Genomic DNA, 20,982 nt, shown 5'->3' on the forward strand with positions numbered 1-20,982 from the left:
GATAGGGCCCTGCAGGTGCGCAAGCAGCGCCCCGGCCGGTCGCCTGCGCGTGCGACTGGCTAGTTCGTGAAAGGAGGAATCAGCTTATGGAAGCATCGTCTCAATCGCAATCGCGGGCGGGCGGCCGCGAGCGGCCGTTCGGCCCCGCGCATCCGCGCGATCCCGTCATCGTGGCGGCTGTCCGCACCGCTGTCGGCCGGGCGAAAAAGGCAGCCTCGCCGAAACGAGGGCGGAGGATCTCGGCCGCGCCGTCCTCGCCGCCGCTTTGGAGCGGGTGCCCGGCCTCGGGCCCGGCGACATCGAAGACGTCATTATCGGCTGCGCCATGCCGGAGGGGGAGCAAGGGCTGAATTTCGCGCGCATCATGGCGCTGTATGCCGGGCTGGACGCCGCGACGCCGGCCGTCACGGTCAACCGCTTCTGCGCTTCCGGGCTGCAGGCGATCGCCATGGCGGCGGACCGCATCCGGCTCGGCTATGCGGACGCGGTGGTGGCCGGCGGCGTGGAGAGCATGAGTCATGTGCCGATGACCGGCTTCAAGTTGTCTCCGCATCCGTACATTGCCGCCACGATGCCGGAGGCGTACATGGGAATGGGCCATACGGCCGAAGAGGTGGCCCGCCGCTACGGCGTTACCCGGGAAGCGCAGGATGCGTTCGCGGCGGAGAGCCATCGGCGGGCGGCGGCGGCCATTGAAGCGGGACGATTCCGGGAAGAGATCGTGCCGCTTGCCGTACGCCGTTCCGGCGTGGACGACAGCGGCCGGCCATGGTCCCGCGAGTTCGTGTTCGATACCGACGAAGGGGTGCGGCCGGACACGACGCCCGAGCGGCTTGCGGCGCTCAAGCCGGCCTTCGCCCGGGAAGGCACGGTGACGGCCGGCAATGCGTCGCAGATGAGCGACGGAGCGGCGGCTGTCGTGGTCATGAGCCGCGAGCAGGCGGACGCGATCGGCGCGAAACCGCTCGCCGTGTTCCGCGCCTTCGGCGTCGTCGGCGTTCCGCCCGAAATTATGGGCATCGGGCCGGTGAAGGCGATTCCGCTGACGCTGCGCCGGTCGGGACTGACGGTCGAACAGATCGATCTGTTCGAACTGAACGAAGCGTTCGCGGCGCAATGTCTGGCGGTTATCGAGCAGCTCGCGCTCGATCCCGCCAAGGTGAACGTCAACGGCGGGGCGATCGCGCTCGGCCATCCGCTCGGCTGCACGGGGACGAAGCTGGCGGTATCGCTCGTTCATGAGCTGAACAGGCGCGGCGGCGGAATCGGAGTCGTATCGATGTGCGTCGGCGGCGGGATGGGAGCGGCCGGCGTGTTCGAGGTCGAGGCATAGCCCATGCGATACGGAAAGGAGCGGACGGTATGAAGGATAGTGGGCGAAAGGGCGGCTGGTTCACGATCGAGAATGTTTCGCCGGCGTCGGTTGTGACCCCGGAAGATTTTACAGAGGAGCAGCTTCTGATGGCGGATGCGGCGCGGGCGTTTCTGGAAGGCGAGATCCGTCCTGTCGATGCCCGCATCGAAGGGCTGGACTACGAACTGACGGTGGAGCTCATGCGCAAAGCGGGAACGCTCGGCCTGCTCGGGGCGGATGTGCCGGAAGCTTATGGCGGACTCGGCCTTGACAAGGTCAGCACGACGCTGCTGGCGGAGACGCTCTCCCCGGCATCGTCGTTTGCGCTGTCCGTCGGCGCGCATGTCGGCATCGGCACGCTGCCGATCGTCTTCTTCGGTACGCCGGAGCAGAAAGCGAAGTATCTTCCCGAGCTGGCGACAGGGGCGAAAATTGCGGCGTACTGTCTGACCGAACCGGCCTCGGGCTCGGATGCGCTCGGCGCCCGCACGACCGCGCGGCTGTCGCCGGACGGCTCGCATTATGTGCTGAACGGCTCCAAGCTGTACATCACGAATGCCGGCTTTGCCGATCTGTTTATCGTGTACGCCAAGGTGGACGGCGAACATTTTACCGCGTTCATCGTCGAGCGCTCGTCGCCGGGTCTGAGCGTCGGACCTGAGGAGCATAAAATGGGCATCAAGGGCTCGTCGACCTGCCCGCTCTACTTCGAGGACGTCCGGGTGCCGGTCGGCAATGTGCTCGGCGAAGTCGGAAAAGGCCATTTGATCGCCTTCAACATTTTGAACATCGGCCGGTTCAAGCTCGGCGCGGGCTGTCTCGGCACCGCCAAGGAGACGATCGCGCTCGCTTCCGCCTATGCCAATACGCGCAAGCAGTTCGGACAGAAAATATCGAGCTTTCCGCTGATCGGCGCGAAGCTGGCGGAAATGAACACCGCCACCTATGTGCTGGAAAGCATGGTGTACCGCACGGCCGGGCTGATCGACGAGACGCTCGCCGGCGCCGATCCCGACGCGCCGGATGCGGGCATGCAGGCGGCAAGAGCGATCGGGGAATACGCGCTCGAATGCTCGATCATCAAAGTGTTCGCCTCCGAAGCGCTCGATCAGGTGGCTGACGAAGGGGTGCAAATTCACGGCGGCTACGGCTATATCCGCGAGTACAAGGTCGAGCGGATCTACCGCGATTCCCGCATTAACCGCATTTTCGAAGGGACGAATGAAATTAACCGGATGCTTATTCCCGGCACGTTGATGAAGAAGGTGCTGAAGGGCGAATTGCCGCTGCTGCGCAAAGCGCGCGCCCTGCAAGAGGAATTGCTGCGGCCGCAGCCGCTGCCGGCATTCGACGGCTTGCTCGGCAAAGAGAAGTACCGGCTCGATCAGGCGAAAAAGATATTTCTGGCCGTTGGCGGCCAGGCGGTGCAAAAATACGGTCCGCAGCTCGAGCAGGAGCAGGAGGTGCTGTGCGCGCTGGCGGATATGATGATTCAGATTTACGCAATGGAGAGCGCGCTGCTGCGTACGGAAAAAATGCTGCAACGCGCCGGAGGCGCGCACGACGAGCGGAGCGTGCCGGACAGCGCCCGCAACGCCGTACGGATGAGCGCCATCTTCGTCCAGGAAGCGATGGAGCGGATAGAATCGCTCGCCAAACGGACGCTCGCTGCGCTCGAGCAGGGCGACGGGCTGCAAGTCCAGCTGTCGGTGCTCAAAAAGCTGACGCGCGCCCCGCTCGCCGATACGATCGCGCTGAAACGGGCCGTCGCCGCCCGCGTCATTGCCGCCGAACGCTACGTGGTATAGAGGAGGAGGGACGCGATGGAACGAAGCGAACAGCCGCAGCGCCGCCCCTGGCTCCGTCACTATCCGGCGGAAGTGCCGCCGGAGCTCGATTATCCCGATTGCGGCATCCCGCAGCTGCTGCGGGATGCCGCCGCGAAGCACCCCGATCGGCCGGCGCTTTATTTTCTCGGCAAGAAGACCGCTTACCGGCGGCTGCTGGCGGACGTCAACCGGATGGCGGCGGCCCTCTCGTCGCTCGGCATCGCCAAGGGCGACCGCGTCGCCATTATGCTGCCGAACTGCCCGCAGGCCGTCACGGCTTACTTCGGAGCGCTGTCGATCGGCGCCATCGTCGTCCAGACGAACCCGCTCTATATGGAGCGGGAGCTGGAATACCAACTGGCCGACAGCGGAGCGTCGGCGATCGTTACCCTTGATCTGCTGTATCCGCGGCTCTCCCGGGTGCGGGGGGAACGCCCCGAGTCCGGTCCGCTGCCCGAGCTTAAACATGTCATCGTCACGTCGCTGAAGGATGCGCTGCCGTTTCCGAAAAACGCGCTTTATCCCCTGAAGCAGCGCAAGGAAGGGTTCCGCGCCGATATTCCTTACGGCAGAATGGGCGTGTATGCTTACCGCCGGCTGCTGGCCGGCGCTGCGGGCGAGCCGCCGGAAGTGCCGCTCGATCCCGCGGCCGATCTGGCGCTGCTGCAATATACGGGCGGCACCACCGGCAGGCCGAAAGGGGTTATGCTGACCCACCGGAATCTGGTTGCCAATACGGTGCAGACGGCGGCCTGGTGCTACCGGACGGTCGGCGGCAGCGAGCGTTTTCTTGCGGCGCTTCCTCTCTTTCATGTCTTCGGGCTGACGGTGCTGATGAACTATTCGGTCTTGCGGGCGGGGCTGCTTATTTTGCTGCCGCGCTTTGAACCGGATGCGGTGATCAAGACGATCAGGCAGAAGCGGCCGAACATTTTTCCGGGAGCGCCGACCATGTACGTGGCCTTAAATCATCACCAGGATGCCAGGACGGCCGACCTGTCGTCGATCGAGGTATGCATCAGCGGCTCGGCGCCGCTGCCGCTCGACGTGCAGGAACGGTTCGAGAAGCTGACCGGCGGCCGGCTGATCGAAGGATACGGGCTGACCGAAGCGTCCCCCGTCACCCATGCCAATCCGATCTGGGGGCTGCGCAAAATCGGGACGATCGGCGTGCCGTTCCCCGATACGGACGCCGCCGTCGTCGATCCGGCGACAGGCGAGCCGGTGCCGGCCGGCGAGATCGGCGAGCTCGTCGTCAAGGGTCCCCAGGTGATGCAAGGCTACTGGCAGCGGCCGGAGGAAACGGCGCTGGCGCTGAAGGGCGGCTGGCTTCATACGGGCGACTTGGCGACGATGGATGCGGACGGTTATTTTACGATTATTGACCGGATCAAGGACGTCATCATTGCCGGAGGGTTTAACGTGTATCCGCGCGAAGTGGAGGAAGTGCTGTATGAGCATCCGGCTGTCCGCGAGGCGGCGGTCGTCGGGGTGAAGGACGCCTACCGCGGCGAAACGGTCAAAGCGTTCATCGTGCTGCGGGACGGCTGGCAGGTGTCGCGTCCCCAACTTGACCGGTGGTGCCGGGAGCGGCTGGCGGCTTACAAGGTGCCCCATCTATACGAATTTCGCGACTCGCTGCCTACATCGATGGTGGGCAAGGTGCTGCGGCGAAAGCTGCTGGAGGAAGAAGAGTCGTAAAGGAGCGTGCCGCATATGGCTGGCGAAAACTGGTTTGTGCAGCAGGCCGATCAGGCGGGCCATCTGACAAGGCTTGCCGCGTCTGCCCAATCGACGTTCTGGGGGCTGCTCGGCTGCGAAATCGTGCAGGCAAAAGCCGGTAAGGCGACGATCTGTCTGGAAACACGGGAGCAGCATCTGAACCTGATCGGCATCGTTCATGGCGGCGTCATCGCTTCTTTGCTCGACAATGCGATGGGGCTTGCGGCCATGATGGCTTATCCGGACGACCAAATCGTAACCGCGCAGCTGGGCGTCCATTTTTTGACGAGTAGCCGGGGCGGCATCCTGGTTTGCGAAGCGGAGCAAATTCACCGGTCGGCCCGGACGCTGACCATGCAAGGAAAAGTCATCGGCGACGACGGGGAACTGGTGGCTTGGGGTACCGGAGCGTTTCGGCGAAAGGCGAAAAAAGAATAAAATGTGACAGTCCTCGACATCTCATTGCTTGCCCCCATTTGTTTCGATATAATAACCTATATATGGAAAATAACGACTCGCCCGGCGAGGGCGGGCCGTTTTTGTATGGAAAGGGGGCGGGATTATGGAAGCGGTGGAAGGCTGGGTGACGACGCTCGGGCTGATCTTCGGCATAGCGGTGGCGTTATTGGGGGTGGTCGCTTATCTGCGCATGTTTCGAAAAGGCACGGGCGGTCCCGCCTTTCCCCATTCGGAAGAACCTGCGGACCCGGCTGGAAAACAGGATGTCCGGGCGGAGCCGCATTCGAGCGACGAAGCGGACGAAAATCGGCGGTGAACGGTCGTCCGCTCATGTTCTCTTTTCCCGTGGAGCTTAAAGTGTTATAATAGTTAGAAAAATTGAAACATTCTTGTACCTCGGCGCACCATGGGATTGCCTGGACCGGAAGGGGATTGGCGGTCTTGAGCCGCGTATATTCTTGCCCTTCTGCCATTGTAGGGCGACTATCCAACGATAGGGGAGGAGATTTCATGGCCAAGCATAGCCAGAATGAAGTCAAAGAAAGCCTGAAGGAACTGACGCGAATTTTTCAGCCCAAGGATCCTCGCAAGTTCGTTCGCGATTATATCCGCAAGTACCGGATTACGGGCGGATACGAGGATGAGCTTACCCTATTGGTGGAGCATGAGCTCGGCAAGATGAATTCCGGAGCCGACGGCTTGTGATTGAAGACGGGTGACCCCGGCAGGCTAGTTCGTTCAGTCTGAGGGGTTGCCCTTATTTTGTGTCGGACAAGCTTGCAGCATGTATTTTTTTGTCTCTTCGGCAGGAAATTCACCGGATAATCGCCAATAGTAACGATCATACAACTGCGCAAAGGGATGAAGCGAATTGATGAAAAAGCCGGACATATTGCGGAAAGTGGCGGATGCGGGTGTCGTGGCGGTGCTGCGGGCCGACTCGCCGGAGGATGTCGCGCGGATCGCGCGCCATGCCGTCAAAGGCGGGATCAAGGCGATCGAGATTACGATGACGGTGCCGTTCGCGCTGCGGGCGGTCGAACAGCTGGCCGGGGAGTTTTCCAGCTCGGCTTCTCCGGATGACGAGAACTATGCGATCATCGGCGTCGGAACGGTGCTGGATCCGGAGACCGCGCGGGCGGCCATTATGGCCGGTGCCGAATTCGTTGTAGCGCCTTCGCTCAATCCGGACACGGTGAAATTGTGCAACCGGTATTGCGTGCCGGTCATGCCGGGAGCCATGACGATCCGGGAAATTCAGAGCGCGCTGGAGCTCGGCGTCGATATCGTGAAGCTGTTTCCAGGCAACGCGTTCTCGCCCGGCATCATTTCGGCGATCAAGGGGCCGCTGCCGCAAGCGAATATTATGCCGACGGGCGGCGTATCGCTTGCGAACCTGAAAGAGTGGATTCAGGCCGGAGCGGTGGCGGTCGGCATCGGGAGCGATTTGACGAAGGAAGCGGTGAAAACCGGCGACTATACGTTGATCGAGCGGCAAGCCGCCGCTTATATGGAAGCGTATCGGAACGCTGTCCGGCGCTGAGAAGCGCAGGCGGCGGGGATGCGGCATGCCGCCGGACAGCGGCTCAGAGGAAGCGGGACGTCTCGGAGACGTCCCGTTTTGGCCATGATCGGTTGCCGCAATTAATCCCCCTTCCGTTCGGGCAACAATAGGATAAAAGGAAAAGGAGGAGATTATCGATGGCAGAACAGAACGGTTACCGGATCGAGAAGGATACGATGGGGGAAGTGCGGGTTCCCGCCGATCGCTGGTGGGGCGCGCAAACGCAGCGCAGCCTCGAAAATTTCCGCATCGGCACGGAACGGATGCCGATCGAAATTGTAAAAGCGCTGGCGCTGGTCAAAAAGGCGGCCGCGCAGGCGAACTTGAAGCTCGGCGTGCTGGGGGCCGAACAAGCCGAAGCGATCGCCCGCGCGGCGGATGAAATCGCGGATGGACGGCTCGACGACCACTTCCCGCTCGTCGTCTGGCAGACCGGCAGCGGTACGCAGACGAATATGAACGTCAACGAAGTCATAGCCAATCGCGCCAACGCGCTGCTGGCCGATCAAGGGTCTTCGCTGCGCATCCATCCGAACGACGACGTCAACCGGTCGCAAAGCTCCAACGACACGTTCCCGACCGCGATGCATATTGCGGCAACGCTGGCGGTGGAAGACATGCTGCTTCCGGCGCTGGAAGAGCTTCGGTCGACGCTGGATGCGAAAGCCCGCGAATTTGCGGATGTCGTCAAGATCGGCCGGACGCATCTGCAGGACGCGACGCCGCTGACGCTCGGCCAGGAAATCGGCGCCTGGCGCGAAATGCTGAGCAAAACGGGGGACATGATCCGCTCGGCGGCCGAAGGCTTGAAGGAGTTGGCGCTCGGCGGCACGGCGGTCGGCACCGGGTTGAATGCCCATCCCGATTTTGCCGCTGTCGCGGCCGCGGAAGTAAGCGCGCTTACGGGCAAAGCTTTCGTTACCGCCCCGGACAAGTTCCATGCGCTGACCAGCCACGATCAGCTCGTATTCGTTCACGGCGCGATGAAGGCGCTGGCGGCCGATCTGATGAAGATCGCCAATGACGTTCGACTGCTGGCCAGCGGCCCGCGCAGCGGAATCGGCGAAATCGTCATTCCGGCCAACGAGCCGGGCAGCTCGATCATGCCGGGCAAAGTCAATCCGACGCAGAGCGAGGCGCTGACGATGGTCGTCTGCCAGGTTATGGGCAACGACGCGGCCATCGGCTTCGCGGCCAGCCAAGGGCATTTTCAGCTCAATGTGTTCAAACCGGTCATTGCGCATCTGTTCCTGCAATCGGCCCGTCTGCTGGCGGACGCGATGCGTTCGTTCAACGCCAACTGCGCCGTCGGCATCCGGCCGAACAAGGAGGCGATCGCGCGCAATCTGGAACGTTCGCTGATGCTGGTCACCGCCCTGAACCCGCATATCGGGTACGAGAACGCGGCGGCGATCGCCAAGCGCGCTCATGCCGAAGGCCTGACGCTGAAGGAGGCTGCCGTGGCGAGCGGCTTGCTGAGCGCGGAACGGTTCGACGAAATCGTGCGGCCGGAGCGAATGATCGGCCCCTCCGCTTGACTTTCACGCTGCGGCAACGTTTATGCTCTTCTCGAACGAAACGATGACGAGAGGAGAGCATGAGAAGATGCATGGCGCCAAAACGAGAACGATCATTCGGAATGTCCTCATTATGACGATGAAGGAAGGGGACCGTCCGTTTCGCGGGGACATTGTGCTGGAAGGAAGCCGTATCGCTTCGGTAGGACCAAGTGTCACTTCGCAACACCCCGGTGACGAAATCATATCCGGTGAAGGGATGGCGGCGATGCCGGGGCTGATCAATGCGCATCAGCACAGTCCGATGACTCTGCTGCGGGCCTTCTCCGACGATCTGAAGCTGATGGATTGGCTGGAGCGCAAAATGTTTCCGGCAGAAGCCCGGATGACCGAAGAAGATATCTACTGGGGCGCGCAACTGGCGATGGCGGAGATGATCCGCTCGGGAACGACCGCGTTCGCCGATATGTACATTCATATGGAACAGATTGCGACGGCAGTTGCGGAGACGGGCATGCGGGCTTCACTTGCGCGCGGCCTCGCATTGGCGGAGGATGACGGCGGCAAGCGGCTCGCGGAGGGCTGGGATTTGATCGAGCGATGGTCGGGCCAAGCGAACGGGCGCATCACGACGATGCTCGGTCCCCATTCGCCGTATCTTTGCCCGCCGGAGCCTCTCAAGGAACTGATCGGTGAAGCCGGCCGCAAGCGGATTCCGATTCATATCCACCTGGCCGAGACGGTCGAGGAAACCGCGATCATACGGGAACGTTACGGCAAGACGCCGACGGAATATTTGCATGACCTCGGGCTGTTCGACGAAGCGCATGTGCTGCTCGCGCATGCGGTTCATCTGTCGGCATCCGACATCCGTCTGCTGCGCGGTATGCGGGGCGGGGCGGCTCATAATCCGGTCAGCAATGCGAAGCTCGGATGCGGCATTGCGCCGGTCGCCGCCCTGATGGAGCAAGGGGTGGCCGTCGGCATCGGGACCGACGGCGCGGGCAGCGCGACGACGCTCGATATGTTCGCGGAGATCAGGGCCGCGGCCTGGCTGCAGAAGCTTGCGGCTCAGGACCCGACCGCACTGCCGGCGGGGCGGGCGCTGCGTATGGCGACGGCGGGCAGCGCCCGGCTGCTCGGCATCGACTCGGAGGTCGGGACGCTGGAAGCGGGGAAGAAGGCCGACCTGCTGCTGATCGACCTGCGGCAGCCTCATCTGCAGCCGCTTCATGATCCGGAAGCGGTTATCGCATACGCCGCGGCGGGCGGCGACGTGGACAGCGTATTCGTCGACGGCGTGCCGCTTATGCGGTCGCGCCGGCTGCTGACGATCGACGAGGAGAAGCTGCTTGCGGAAGCTGCCGTCCGCGCCGCGCGCATCGTGGAAGGTGTCTGAGGCCGTCTAGCCGATCCGCTGGCTGCGCTTCTTCCGTCTGCGGAAGAAAACGACGATGCCGGCGATGAGAAGGAGCAGCAATCCGCCGCCGGCAGCCGCTATCACGCCGGCGCGCGGAACGGCCGCCTCCATCTCCAGCACATTCGGCTCGAATAGCGATAGCTGCCAGCTGATCGTTCGGCCTCCGTCGGCAACCTGATCGGCGTTATGATCCGACCATCGGATCGGCAGCGTGACCGCGACGCGGAGGGAAAGCTGGCGCTCCGCCAGGGTGCGGGCAGCGGATTGCAGCAAGCCGAGCCGTTCTTCAAGCTGCCGGCGCGCGGTCTCCGGCACCCATTCCAGCGGATCCGCTTCGATCCGAATCCGGTGTTTGACCGTAAACAGCCGCTTTTCGGTTGAATGGTCGACACGAAGGCCGGGAACGGCCGGAAATTCGCCGTTCCCGCTCAATTCTTCCCTCGTAAAATGGCGGCTGGCCGTAAACCCTGCCATTCCTTCCGTTTCCGGCTCCCCGACCGTCATGTTCCAGCGCTTCAGCCGCTCCGCCAGCCGCATCGGCAAATCTTCCTGCCCGACGGTCCGGAGAACGGCGGGGGCGATTTCCGTCTTCACTTTCAAATCGGCCGACCCGTCGAGATTAACCGTTACATGCGCCTCGCCCGAAGCGCATCCGGACAGCGCCGCGATGACCGACAGCAGCGCAGCGCACAGCAGCAGGCGAATGGGCGCCTGTCGTTTCATGGGAAGCTCCACCTGCCTTAAGCTTATGTCTTCAAGCCGAGAATTGCGCAATTATCATTGCATGATGCAAAAATTAGTTTAGCCTTGATCCGCCCATAACGCAACGAAAAGCCCCTGACGCCGTTGGTCGCCGGCCATGCCCGCAGCCCGTTCGTATGGTATGATACGGATAGCGATACGAAACAGAAAGCGAAGGTGCCTGCTGTTATGCATCTGTTGTCCGTTGAACAAGTCACGAAGAGCTACGGGGATAAAACGCTGTTCCGGGACGTCTCGTTCGGTGTCGCGGAAGGCGACCGCATCGGGATTATCGGCATTAACGGCACCGGCAAGTCGACGCTGCTGCGCATTATCGCGGGAGAGGAGCCGGCCGACGGCGGTCAGGTCGTCATTCCCGGGCGCGTCACGGTGCGCATGCTGCCGCAGGATCCGTCGTTCGACGACGGGATGACGGTGCTGGATTATGTGCTGGCCGGCGATTCGCCGCAGCTGCGGGCGGTGCGCGAGCATGCCGAGGCGACGGCGGCGCTGGCGCTGCAGCCGTCCGACGAAGAGCTGCAGCGCCGCGTGCTGCGGGCCGCGGAAGCGATGGACGCGCTTGACGCCTGGCAGCTGGAGCATGAGGCTCGAACAGCGCTCTCGAAGCTCGGTCTGCGCCAGTACGGTGCAAAGCTGGGGGAGTTGTCCGGCGGCCAGCGGCGGCGGGCGGCGATGGCGGCGGCGCTGCTGCAGCCGTCCGACGTGCTGATTCTCGACGAGCCGACGAACCATATCGACAATGAGTCGGTCGCCTGGCTGGAGAGCGTGCTCCGCAAGCGCAAAGGGGCGCTGCTGATGGTGACGCACGACCGGTATTTTCTCGATCGGGTGACGAACCGGATTCTGGAGCTGGACAAGGGACGCTCCTATTTTTATACGGCCTCATACAGCGGTTTTCTGGAGCAGAAGCTGGCGCGCGAGGAGCGGGAGGAGGCGGCGGAGGCGAAGCGGCAGTCGCTTATGCGAAGTGAGCTGGCATGGATTCGGCGCGGCGCGAAGGCGCGAACGACGAAGCAGAAGGCGCGCATAGCCCGGTTCGAGGCGCTGAAGGCGCAGGAGGCGCCACGGGCCGGGGGCAAGCTGGACCTTTCCGTCGCTTCGGCCCGGCTCGGGAAGAAGGTTATCGAGCTGGATCGCGTCGGCAAACGCTATGGCGGGCGGACGCTGTTCCGCGATTTCAGCTGCATTGTCGTACCGGAGGAGCGGATCGGCATTATCGGCGCCAACGGCAGCGGCAAGTCGACGCTGCTCAAGCTGATCGCCGGCCGTCTGCAGCCGGATGAAGGGGAAGTGACGATCGGCCCGACGGTGCGCATCGGCTGGTTCTCCCAGGAGCGAGAGGAGATGGACGAATCGCTGCGCGTCATCGAATATATCCGCGAAGCCGCCGAGCAAGTGCGGATCGCGGACGGTTCGACCGTATCGGCTTCGCAAATGCTGGAACGCTTCCTTTTTCCGCCCGCCATGCAATGGACGCCGATCAGCAGATTGTCCGGCGGCGAGAAGCGCCGTCTGCAATTGCTCCGGGTGCTGATGGACGCTCCGAACGTGTTGCTGCTGGACGAGCCGACGAACGATCTGGACATCGCCACGCTGTCGGTGCTGGAGGACTATCTGGACGATTTCCCCGGCGTCGCGCTGATCGTTTCGCACGACCGCTATTTTTGGACCGGACGGTCGACCGGCTGCTCGTATTCGAAGGGGACGGCTCGATCTCCCGGCACGAAGGGAATTATTCCGATTATGCGGAGCGGTCCGGACGTCAGGAGAAGGAAACGGAACGCGGGCAAGCGGACGTTTCCGGCGGCCGCAAGCGCGAGCCGGCGCCATCGTCCTCCGGCGCGGCGCCGGGCGCCCGGCGGCTGCGCATGTCGTACAAGGAGCAGCAGGAATTTGAACGGATCGACGGGTGGATCGCAGAAGCCGAGGAGAAGCTGCGGCTCGTAAACGAAGCGATGGAGGAAGCAGGCAGCGACGCTGTCCGGCTGCAGGAGCTGCTCCGGGAGCAGAACGAGCTGGAGGCCCGGCTCGATGCGCTGATCGAGCGGTGGACTTATTTGAACGAATTGGCGGAGCGGATCGCCGCCGGGGAAACAGCGGAGCAAAACCGTTAACAGAAGGAGCAGATGACAATGGATTTGAATATTCGCAACATCTATTGCATCGGACGCAATTACCGGCTGCATGCGCTGGAGCTCGGCAATGCGGTGCCGGAAGAGCCGATGGTGTTTACGAAGCCGTCCCACGCGGTCGTGCCGATGGACGGCGGAACGGTGAAGCTGCCCGGCGGCCGCGGCGCCGTCCACTTCGAGCTGGAGATCGTGCTGCGGATCGGCAGCCGCTGGGAACCGGGGGCGGATGCGGACCGGTGCGTCGATGCGATGGCGCTCGGACTCGATCTGACGCTGCGCGATGTGCAGAGCGCGCTCAAGGAGAAGGGCCATCCCTGGCTCGACGCCAAAGGATTCCGCGGATCGGCGCCGTTGACCGGCTGGCTTCCGTATCCCGGAGAGGCCGAGCTTGCGAAACGCGAGTTCGTTTTGCTGCGCAACGGAGAAGAGGCGCAACGGGGCAACCCGCGGGATATGCTGTTTCCGATTCCGGCGCTTATCGCCCATATCGGCGAACGTTTCGGACTCGGCCCCGGAGATCTGATCTTTACCGGAACGCCGGCAGGCGTCGCCGCCTTGCAGGACGGCGATACGCTGGAGGCGCTGTGGGACGGCAAGCCGGCCGGCAGCTGCCGGATCAGGCTGGTGTAATGCCTGCTGGATAAAACGTCAACGGCTTTACCTTCTGAAATGCAAAGAAGCGGACCGGCGCGGCGTCAAGCGCCGCAGCGATCCGCTTCTGAATCTATATAATCGGCCTTTACCGGCCGTTGAACGCCTTCAGCATCCAGACATGGTTCTCCAGCCCTTTCTGGATGTCGACAAGCATGTCGGCTGTCCGCTCGTCGCCCTGGCGCTCGGCGATCGCCGTCGCGTCCTGCAGCTCGCCGATCATAAGCGAGTAGTCGGCGATAAGCGCATCGACCATTTGCTCGGCCGTCTCGTTCCCTTCCGCTTCCTTCACGGTTGCGGTCTCAAGAAACTGTTTCATCCGCGACACCGGACGGCCGCCGATGGCAATCAGCCGTTCGGCCAGTTCGTCGACGCGAAGAGCGGCCTCCTCATACAGCTCTTGAAACTTGGCGTGCAGCGTGAAAAACTGCGGGCCTTTCACATACCAGTGATAATGGTGCAGCTTGATGTATAATACGCTCCAGTTGGCAATTTGCCGGTTCAACGCTTCATGAATGGTTGTCATAACGGTTTCTCCTCCTTTTATTATCGTATAACGATGGCCTGTGCGCAGGGCGCGCCTTTACGCCGTGACGGATTCGTGCTCGAGCGACTCCAGGTAACGCTCGCAATCGAGTGCCGCCATACAGCCGCTTCCCGCCGCTGTAATCGCCTGGCGGTAATGCCGGTCCTGCACGTCGCCGCAAGCGAATACGCCGGGAACATTCGTCTGCGAAGTGCCGGGAACGACCCGGATGTAGCCTTGCTCGTCCGTATCGATCTGCCCGTTCAAAATCCGGTGTTCGGCGTATGGCCGATCGCGACAAAAATGCCGTCCGCCTCCAGCAGCTCCTCTTCGCCGGTGCTGTTGTTCAGCACTTTCAATCCCGTTACGCCATGGTCGCCTGTGACCACTTCAAGCGGCGTCCGGTTCAGGCTCCAGACGATTTTGTCGTTCGCACGCGCGCGCTCCTGCATAATTTTGGATGCCCGCAGTTCTTCCCGCCGGTGGACGACGCGCACCTCCGATGCGAAGCGGGTAAGGAATGCCGCTTCCTCCATCGCCGAATCGCCGCCGCCGATCACGATGATCCGTTTGCCGCGGAAGAAGAAGCCGTCGCAAGTCGCGCAGGTGCTGACGCCCCGTCCGACATTCTCCTTCTCGCCGGGAATGCCGAGGTATTTGGCCGACGCTCCGGTGGACAGAATGACGGTTTCCGCTTCCAGCCGTCCGATTCCCTCCACATCCAGGACGAACGGACGCTGTCCCAGTTCGATGCTGTTCACCCAGCCGGTCTTGAACACGGCGCCGAACCGTTCGGCCTGCCGCCGCATGTTGTTCATCAAATCCGGTCCCATAATGCCGTCGGGAAATCCGGGGAAGTTCTCGACCTCGGTCGTCGTCGTCAACTGTCCCCCCGGCTGAGGTCCTTCCAGCACGAGCGGGGCCAGATTGGCGCGGGCCAAATAAATGGCGGCGGTGAGACCGGCCGGACCGGTCCCGACGATGATCGTTTTGTGCATGACAGTCCACCTCTGTTTCAGATTCAATAATAAGTACTAAATTAAAATTATTATAAATAAAAAATTTTGTCAATACCTTTTACGCAAATTCATTTACCGCTTCACGCGCGCCGCGATCGCAACAAAACCGGCATCGCCTCCGCGTCCGATACGGGAAACGAATGCCGGCCGTCGCGGCTGCCGTCGCTGGTTCATCCCGGTTCTAGGACGTCCGGACAAGCTTGATATAATAGGTACGGTTGCGGGGGCCGTCGAATTCGCAGAAGTACAGGCCCTGCCATCGGCCGAGCAGCAGTCTGCCGCCGCTGATGATGACCGTCTGGCTGGCGCCGGCGGTCAATGCTTTCAGATGGGATGCGGTGTTGCCTTCGGCGTGCCGGTATCGCGGATGCTCCCACGGATATACTTCGTCGAGGCGCATCAGGATGTCGTGCTTGACGTCGGGATCGGCGTTCTCTTGAATCGTAATGCCTGCGGTCGTATGGGGGCAGTAGACGACGGCGATGCCTTCTTCAACGCCCGCTTTGGCGACGGCAGCCGCCACGGTACGCGTAATGTCGATCATGTCGTCGCGCCGCGTTGTCCGCAGTTGTTCGGTAATCAACATATAGCGAATGCTCCTTTCCTGCGCAAATGCGATCGTGCCGGACGTACCGGAGTTATCCCAAATTTTGCATGATCCCGGCGGTGCTGTCAAACGGCCCGGCGCTTATTCGCTTATTGGGCAAACGAGCCTATACGGGTTATAATATACAGGTCAGAATAATTTAGGCAGTGAAGGAGAATCGGTCATGTCGTCCGACACGGAAAATCGTCAAGCGGCGAAAGGCGCCGTTTCGGACCCGCCCGTGACGGTAGCCGGCCCGTCGGCATCCGATCCGACGAAAGCCGGCCCGTCGGCGGCCAACCCGCCGGAAACCGGTGCGGCGAAAAGCGGTACAGCCGGGACGATGATCCGCTTTGGCGCAGTGGGCGTGCTGAACACAGCCGTCGATGCGGTGGTGTTCGCGCTTCTGTACGCATGGGGCGGGGCGCCTTATGCGGCTGCGCAGACGGCCGCTTACGGCGCGGGCATGCTGAACAGCTACATATGGAACAAGCGATGGACCTTCAAAAGCCGCAAGCGCGGGAATGCGCGCGAGTGGTTGTCCTTCCTGCTCGTTAACGGAATGTCGTACGGCGTATCGATTGCGGCGCTTTCGGCCGCGTATGAATTGGCAGGCTTTTCCATAGGCTGGTCCAAAGCGTTGTCTGTCGTATCGTCGCTCGCCGTCAATTATGCCGGGAACCGTTTTTGGGTTTTTCGCCCGTCGTCTGTCGTTACCATGGAAAGGAGAGAATCGTAAGTGAAACATACGCGTATTCGCAAAGCTATTATTCCGGCAGGGGGACTCGGCACGCGTTTTTTGCCGGCGACCAAAGCGCAGCCCAAAGAAATGCTGCCGCTCATTGATAAGCCGGCCATTCAATATATTGTCGAAGAAGCGGTTGCCTCGGGCATCGAGAGCATTATGATCGTCAGCGGCCGCCACAAACGGGCGATCGAGGATCATTTCGACAAGTCCGTCGAGCTGGAAGGAGAACTGGAAGCGCGCGGCAATGAAGAACTGCTCTCGCTGGTGCGCGGCATCTCCCAATTGGCGGATATTTGCTATGTTCGCCAGCGCGAGCCGCTCGGACTCGGGCACGCCGTACTATGCGCCCGCAGCTTTATCGGCGACGAGCCGTTCGCGGTGCTGCTCGGCGACGATATTTTGATGTCCGATCCGCCTTGTCTGCGGGAGATGATCGAGATTTACGAGGAACGCCGGTCGTCCGTCGTCGCCGTTATGGAAGTGCCGTGGGACCAGACGCATAAATACGGCATCGTCGATCTGGCCGACAACGGCACGCATCCGTTTGTCAGGGAATTGGTGGAGAAGCCGGCTCCCGGCCAGGCGCCGTCCAATCTGGCCGTCGTCGGACGCTATGTGTTGGACCCTGCCATTTTCCAAATCCTTGAGCAGGCGGAACCCGGCAAGGGCGGGGAAATTCAGCTGACCGACGGCTTGCAGCGGCTGAACCGTGAACGGCCGATTTCCGCTTACCGGTTCACGGGACGCCGTTACGATGTCGGCGACAAGCTCGGGTTCGTACAAGCGACGATCGATATGGCGCTGGAACGGGAAGATCTCGGCGAGGACGTCCGGCGTTATTTGCTGGAACGGCTGCAGCCGTTGCCCCGGTAACTTTTTATACGATTCCTCATCATCGCCGACCAAAGCCGCCAAAGATTTGCAGTCATGGCGGTTTTTTCTCGTGAAGAAAACGCCGGTTGTACCGGGTTCACGGGTAGAGGTTCGGCGTATTTTCCGATATGATAGAGTAGTTAATGGATATGGAGAGGTTGTAGCCCGATATGAAAGTACTGCAATGTCGGCAATGCGGAAGCGAGCAGACGGCAGAGGATGCCATATATTGCAGCAGATGCGGCAGCCGGCTTCGGCCGACCCCGGCGTACGGTTCCGAGGGCGGCTGGGATATAGGAGTACCGGACAGCGCGTTGCGCGAGACGGCGGCGGGGCTGGAGCGAATCGGAGAGCGGGAGCGGGCCGGTTCGTCCGGGCGCCGGTCCGTCATGCTGGCGATGCTTGTCCCGCTGCTGCTGCTGCTCGCCGTGGGCGCCGGCTTATATTCCTACTACCGGTATGAAATGAACGTAAATGCGGAGGCGCTCTCCTTGCATCGGGAAGCGGCCGACGAAGCGCTCGCCGGCCGCTACGGGCAAGCGATCGCGCTGCTGCGCAATGCGCTTGCGGTCCGGCCCGGCTACGAGGCGGCCCGCACCGATTTGGAGATTGCGGAAAAAGCGGCGGAGCTGGAAGCGGCGCTCAACAGTGTCGCGGCACGGATGCAGAAGCGGGAGCTGACCGCGGCGGAACAGGCCCTTATTAACGTGGAAGAGGGGCTGAAGCTTCGCACCGAGCCCGTTTTCGATCCGATTCGCCAGCAATTGAAGGACCGGCAGGTGATGTTGACGGTCATGAAGGTGAAGGCGGAGCTGGACGAACTGGATACGATGGAAGAGCTGACGGAGAAGCTGAACCTGACCTTGAACCTGAACGGCAAGGAAGCGGAGGAGCTCCGCCACCAGATTGAAAGCAAAATTGTGGCCGTCACGATCAAGAATGCGGAGGAACTGCTGCATAAAAAGGCGTTTCGCGATGCGGCGCAAGCGGTCGAAGAAGGGCAGCGCCATGTGTCCGACAGCCCGAAGCTGACCGAGCTGAAACAGCGTATCGAAGAGGAAAAAGGCTGTACGAAGAAACCGAGCGGCAGCGAATCGAGGAAGCGATGCAGAAAGCGGCCGAAGAAGATTTGAAAAACGAGACGGCCGCCGTCGAAGTCGTCAGCTTCCAGGCCAAGCTCGATCCGTACGGCGACGTTCAGGTCCACGGGGAATTGAAAAATACGGCGACTCGGGCCATCTATTCGGTGTTCGTCGAATATTCGCTTTGCGACGATGAAGGCCGGATCGTCGGTTCCGGCAAAGTCGGCACGACGCCGGAATATATCGAGCCGGGAGAAACGATGACCTTTGAAGACAAAGCGTTCGGCGTATATGCCGAAGTAACGGTCAAGATCGACCGTATCACATGGTATTTGGATTAGGAGGAAGACCGTTGTGAAGCGAGAATGGTGGGCTGCGCTCGCTGCCAGTCTGCTTATCGCGGCAGGAGGAGGATGGGCCGCCTGGACGCTGGGAGAGGCCGTTCCCGCCGGACTGGACGGGAGACCGCTGCTGGCGGCGGTCGGAACGGCAGGCGAGAAGCAAGCGGGGAAAACGATAAAGGACATTATATTCGAAACGCAAAAGCAGGTCGTCATGATCGAAACGCCGACAGGCTCCCAGGGGTCGGGTTTTCTGTACAATTGGCAGGGGGATGTGCTGACGAACGCGCATGTCGTGGCAGGCAGCCGGACGGTCAAAGTAAAGACGGCGGATGCCCGCGAACTTCGGGGCGAGGTAATCGGGATCGGAACCGATACCGATATCGCGGTGGTGCGGGTGAAGGCGCTTGAAGGAACGGAGCCGCTGTCGTTGAAGCGAAGCGCCATGGCGGAGGTGGGCGACGAGGTGGTCGCCGTCGGCAGTCCGCTCGGGTTGCAAAACACGGTGACAACGGGCATTATAAGCGGAGTAGGCCGCCACTTCGAAATCGGCTCGTTCCGCTACCGGGATATGTATCAAATTTCCGCTCCGATTGCCCCTGGCAACAGCGGCGGTCCGCTGGTAGACCGGATGACCGGCTCCGTCATCGGCATCAACTCCGCGGGTGTCGAGAAAAACGCGATCGGCTTCAGTATGCCGATTGACAACGTGATCGCCATGGCCGAGGAGTGGTCCGCCAATCCGATGACCGAGCTGCCGGGCATTTCCGCCGATATCGGCACAGACGAGGGGTCCGAATTCCAACTTGATAAGATGGCGGAGTATCTGGTCAGACATTTCTATGACAGTCTGAACAGCGGAGACTATGTCTACGCTTATACGCTGCTCGGGAGCGAATGGAAGGAGAAGACGTCCTACGAAGCTTTCCGGGAAGGCTACTTGCAGACGAAAAATGTGAAGCTGGACAACTTGCGCGTCGACGTGATCGGCAACGAGACGGCCGATGTCACGGCGATCATTACAGCCGACGAACGGTCCGAAGGGACGACGCGGGTCCGGAAATACCAGGTTTCGTATCGCGTCGGCTACGAGAACGATCAGTTGAAGCTGCTCGACGGAAAAGGACGGGCAATCGATATGGACAAATAGCGGCGGGTTCATGTACGTACAAGCTGTGCCGTGCGATGCGGATGGGCAAAGATTGACGAAGGAACGAGGTGCACCGTTGAAGGACCGGGACATACCGAAGTATATGATGCTGAAGAAGGAAATCATGTCTTGGATAACCGGCGGACAGTTCAGGCCGCACGACAGATTGCCTTCGGAAAACGAGCTTGCCAGGAGATTCGGCCTCAGCCGGCAGACGGTTCGCCAGGCGCTGGGCGACATGGAACAGGAAGGGATGCTGTACCGGGAGCAGGGAAAAGGCACTTTCGTTTCGGGTTCGCCGGCGGCCGATCGCCGTAAAGGCGGCCATCCGGTGGTCGGCATGATTACGACTTATATATCGGACTACATCTTCCCGACGATCGTGCGCGGCGTCGAATCCGCGCTGCGCGAACGTGGTGCGAGTCTGCTGCTCGCCAGCACCGACAACGAGAAGGACAAGGAGCGCGAATGTCTGGAAGCGATGCTGAAAGAACCGCTGTCCGGTCTGCTGATCGAGCCGACGAAAAGCGCGGAAGGCAATCCGAATTTCCATTACTTTATGGCGCTGGAGACGAAAGGCATTCCATACGTCATGCTGAACGAGCGGTACAGCGATCTGGACGCGCCATGCCTCAAAGTCGATGACGAGCTTGGCGGATATCGGGCCGCGGAGCATCTGATCGAACTCGGCCATCGCCGGATCGCCGGCTTTTTCAAGACCGACGACTTTCAGGGCGTCCATCGGATGAGGGGCTTCTTGCGGGCGCACCGCGAGCGGGGGCTGCCGGTGTTGCCGGCCCATCTTGTCCGCTATGCGACAGAGGACAAGCGGACGGGGCCGGCCGCGGAGCTGGCGCGCATGCTGGCGCTTTCGCCGGAAGAGCGCCCCACCGCAATCGTGTGCTACAACGACGAGATGGCGGTTTTGCTGCTCGATGTGATTCGCGGTCACGGGTTGTCCGTACCGGAGCATCTGTCGATCGTCGGCTTCGACGACTCCGCGCTCGCGACCGCGACCGAGGTCAAGCTGACGACGCTCGTTCATCCGAAGACGGCGATGGGGGAAGACGCGGTCCGGATGCTGATGCGGCTTCTTGCGCCGGACGGACGGTCCGGGGCCGAAAAGGATATCGTTTACGAGCCGGTGCTCGTCGTGCGCGGATCAACACGTCCGGCCGAATGAGGCCGGCTTTTCTCATGTCCGCCGAAAAAAGTTGATGACATACTTGTACGTACAACTTATAATA

The 20,982-nt window shown here is 61.5% G+C and carries 18 protein-coding genes and 3 pseudogenes; 17 read left to right on the forward strand and 4 right to left on the reverse strand.

From position 1 onward, the window contains the following. The first annotated feature begins 167 nt into the window (after window positions 1-167). From PACILC2_RS09045 to PACILC2_RS09085, 9 genes and pseudogenes are all read left to right on the forward strand, one after another. Window positions 168-1,333 (forward strand): annotated as a pseudogene (locus PACILC2_RS09045) (thiolase family protein). A 29-nt stretch (window positions 1,334-1,362) separates the two neighbouring features. Next, window positions 1,363-3,162, forward strand: coding sequence for an acyl-CoA dehydrogenase FadE (locus PACILC2_RS09050; RefSeq protein WP_213528602.1), 1,800 nt, complete (start codon window positions 1,363-1,365; stop codon window positions 3,160-3,162). Window positions 3,163-3,177: 15 nt separating this feature from the next. After that, a complete protein-coding gene (locus PACILC2_RS09055) occupies window positions 3,178-4,884 on the forward strand; it encodes a long-chain-fatty-acid--CoA ligase (RefSeq protein WP_213528603.1) in 1,707 nt (568 codons plus the stop codon). Window positions 4,885-4,899: 15 nt separating this feature from the next. Continuing rightward, window positions 4,900-5,343, forward strand: coding sequence for a PaaI family thioesterase (locus PACILC2_RS09060; protein WP_213528604.1), 444 nt, complete (start codon window positions 4,900-4,902; stop codon window positions 5,341-5,343). Between the two features lie 124 nt (window positions 5,344-5,467). Beyond that, complete coding sequence (locus PACILC2_RS09065) at window positions 5,468-5,680, forward strand: hypothetical protein (protein ID WP_062496106.1); 213 nt, start codon at window positions 5,468-5,470, stop codon at window positions 5,678-5,680. Between the two features lie 194 nt (window positions 5,681-5,874). Further along, complete coding sequence (locus tag PACILC2_RS09070; protein ID WP_062496104.1) at window positions 5,875-6,069, forward strand: hypothetical protein; 195 nt, start codon at window positions 5,875-5,877, stop codon at window positions 6,067-6,069. 169 nt (window positions 6,070-6,238) lie between these two features. Continuing rightward, complete coding sequence (locus PACILC2_RS09075) at window positions 6,239-6,907, forward strand: bifunctional 2-keto-4-hydroxyglutarate aldolase/2-keto-3-deoxy-6-phosphogluconate aldolase (protein WP_213528605.1); 669 nt, start codon at window positions 6,239-6,241, stop codon at window positions 6,905-6,907. Between the two features lie 158 nt (window positions 6,908-7,065). Continuing rightward, entirely contained in the window at window positions 7,066-8,466 is a 1,401-nt protein-coding gene (gene fumC, locus PACILC2_RS09080) for a class II fumarate hydratase (protein WP_213528606.1), read from the forward strand. Between the two features lie 67 nt (window positions 8,467-8,533). Beyond that, a complete protein-coding gene (locus tag PACILC2_RS09085) occupies window positions 8,534-9,844 on the forward strand; it encodes an amidohydrolase (protein WP_062496097.1) in 1,311 nt (436 codons plus the stop codon). A 6-nt stretch (window positions 9,845-9,850) separates the two neighbouring features. On the opposite strand, the gene PACILC2_RS09090 is transcribed toward PACILC2_RS09085, so the two are convergent. Beyond that, window positions 9,851-10,588: a GGIII-like transmembrane region-containing protein gene (locus PACILC2_RS09090; RefSeq protein WP_213528607.1), complete on the reverse strand. Its 738-nt coding sequence runs from the start codon at window positions 10,586-10,588 to the stop codon at window positions 9,851-9,853. A 207-nt stretch (window positions 10,589-10,795) separates the two neighbouring features. On the opposite strand from PACILC2_RS09090, the pseudogene PACILC2_RS09095 reads away from it, so the two are divergent. Together PACILC2_RS09095 and PACILC2_RS09105 are read left to right on the forward strand one after the other, a co-directional pair. After that, a pseudogene (locus PACILC2_RS09095) lies at window positions 10,796-12,741 on the forward strand (ABC-F family ATP-binding cassette domain-containing protein). 18 nt (window positions 12,742-12,759) lie between these two features. Further along, on the forward strand, window positions 12,760-13,389 hold the full coding sequence (locus tag PACILC2_RS09105) for a fumarylacetoacetate hydrolase family protein (RefSeq protein ID WP_062496093.1): 630 nt from the start codon (window positions 12,760-12,762) through the stop codon (window positions 13,387-13,389). A gap of 109 nt (window positions 13,390-13,498) precedes the next feature. On the opposite strand, the gene PACILC2_RS09110 is transcribed toward PACILC2_RS09105, so the two are convergent. The 3 genes and pseudogenes from PACILC2_RS09110 to PACILC2_RS09120 all read right to left on the reverse strand — a co-directional run bounded on the left by PACILC2_RS09110 (window position 13,499) and on the right by PACILC2_RS09120 (window position 15,541). After that, window positions 13,499-13,936 carry a Dps family protein gene (locus tag PACILC2_RS09110; protein WP_062496090.1) on the reverse strand — a complete coding sequence of 146 codons (438 nt, stop codon included), beginning with the start codon at window positions 13,934-13,936 and terminating at the stop codon, window positions 13,499-13,501. A gap of 57 nt (window positions 13,937-13,993) precedes the next feature. Continuing rightward, window positions 13,994-14,934 (reverse strand): annotated as a pseudogene (gene trxB / locus PACILC2_RS09115) (thioredoxin-disulfide reductase). A 202-nt stretch (window positions 14,935-15,136) separates the two neighbouring features. Further along, the gene (locus PACILC2_RS09120; protein ID WP_062496086.1) at window positions 15,137-15,541 is read right to left on the reverse strand and encodes a secondary thiamine-phosphate synthase enzyme YjbQ; all 405 of its coding nucleotides are present in this window, start codon (window positions 15,539-15,541) and stop codon (window positions 15,137-15,139) included. 184 nt (window positions 15,542-15,725) lie between these two features. Here PACILC2_RS09120 and PACILC2_RS09125 point away from each other — a divergent pair, with 184 nt between their 5' ends. The 6 genes from PACILC2_RS09125 (at window position 15,726) to PACILC2_RS09150 (ending at window position 20,918) form a co-directional block, all read left to right on the forward strand. After that, window positions 15,726-16,280, forward strand: a complete 555-nt coding sequence (locus PACILC2_RS09125; protein WP_235593264.1) for a GtrA family protein — start codon at window positions 15,726-15,728, stop codon at window positions 16,278-16,280. Next, complete coding sequence (gene galU / locus PACILC2_RS09130) at window positions 16,281-17,162, forward strand: UTP--glucose-1-phosphate uridylyltransferase GalU (protein ID WP_062496085.1); 882 nt, start codon at window positions 16,281-16,283, stop codon at window positions 17,160-17,162. 170 nt (window positions 17,163-17,332) lie between these two features. Next, window positions 17,333-18,295, forward strand: a complete 963-nt coding sequence (locus tag PACILC2_RS09135; protein WP_213528610.1) for a zinc ribbon domain-containing protein — start codon at window positions 17,333-17,335, stop codon at window positions 18,293-18,295. Then, entirely contained in the window at window positions 18,268-18,585 is a 318-nt protein-coding gene (locus PACILC2_RS09140) for an FxLYD domain-containing protein (RefSeq protein ID WP_213528611.1), read from the forward strand. Before PACILC2_RS09135 ends, PACILC2_RS09140 begins: the two co-directional genes overlap by 28 nt. A gap of 13 nt (window positions 18,586-18,598) precedes the next feature. After that, a complete protein-coding gene (locus tag PACILC2_RS09145; protein ID WP_213528612.1) occupies window positions 18,599-19,735 on the forward strand; it encodes a S1C family serine protease in 1,137 nt (378 codons plus the stop codon). A gap of 76 nt (window positions 19,736-19,811) precedes the next feature. Beyond that, on the forward strand, window positions 19,812-20,918 hold the full coding sequence (locus PACILC2_RS09150) for a GntR family transcriptional regulator (RefSeq protein WP_213528613.1): 1,107 nt from the start codon (window positions 19,812-19,814) through the stop codon (window positions 20,916-20,918). Window positions 20,919-20,982 lie beyond the last annotated feature (64 nt).

The sequence above is a fragment of the Paenibacillus cisolokensis genome (genome assembly GCF_018403665.1).
Classification (GTDB): Bacteria; Bacillota; Bacilli; order Paenibacillales; family Paenibacillaceae; genus Paenibacillus_AH; species Paenibacillus_AH cisolokensis.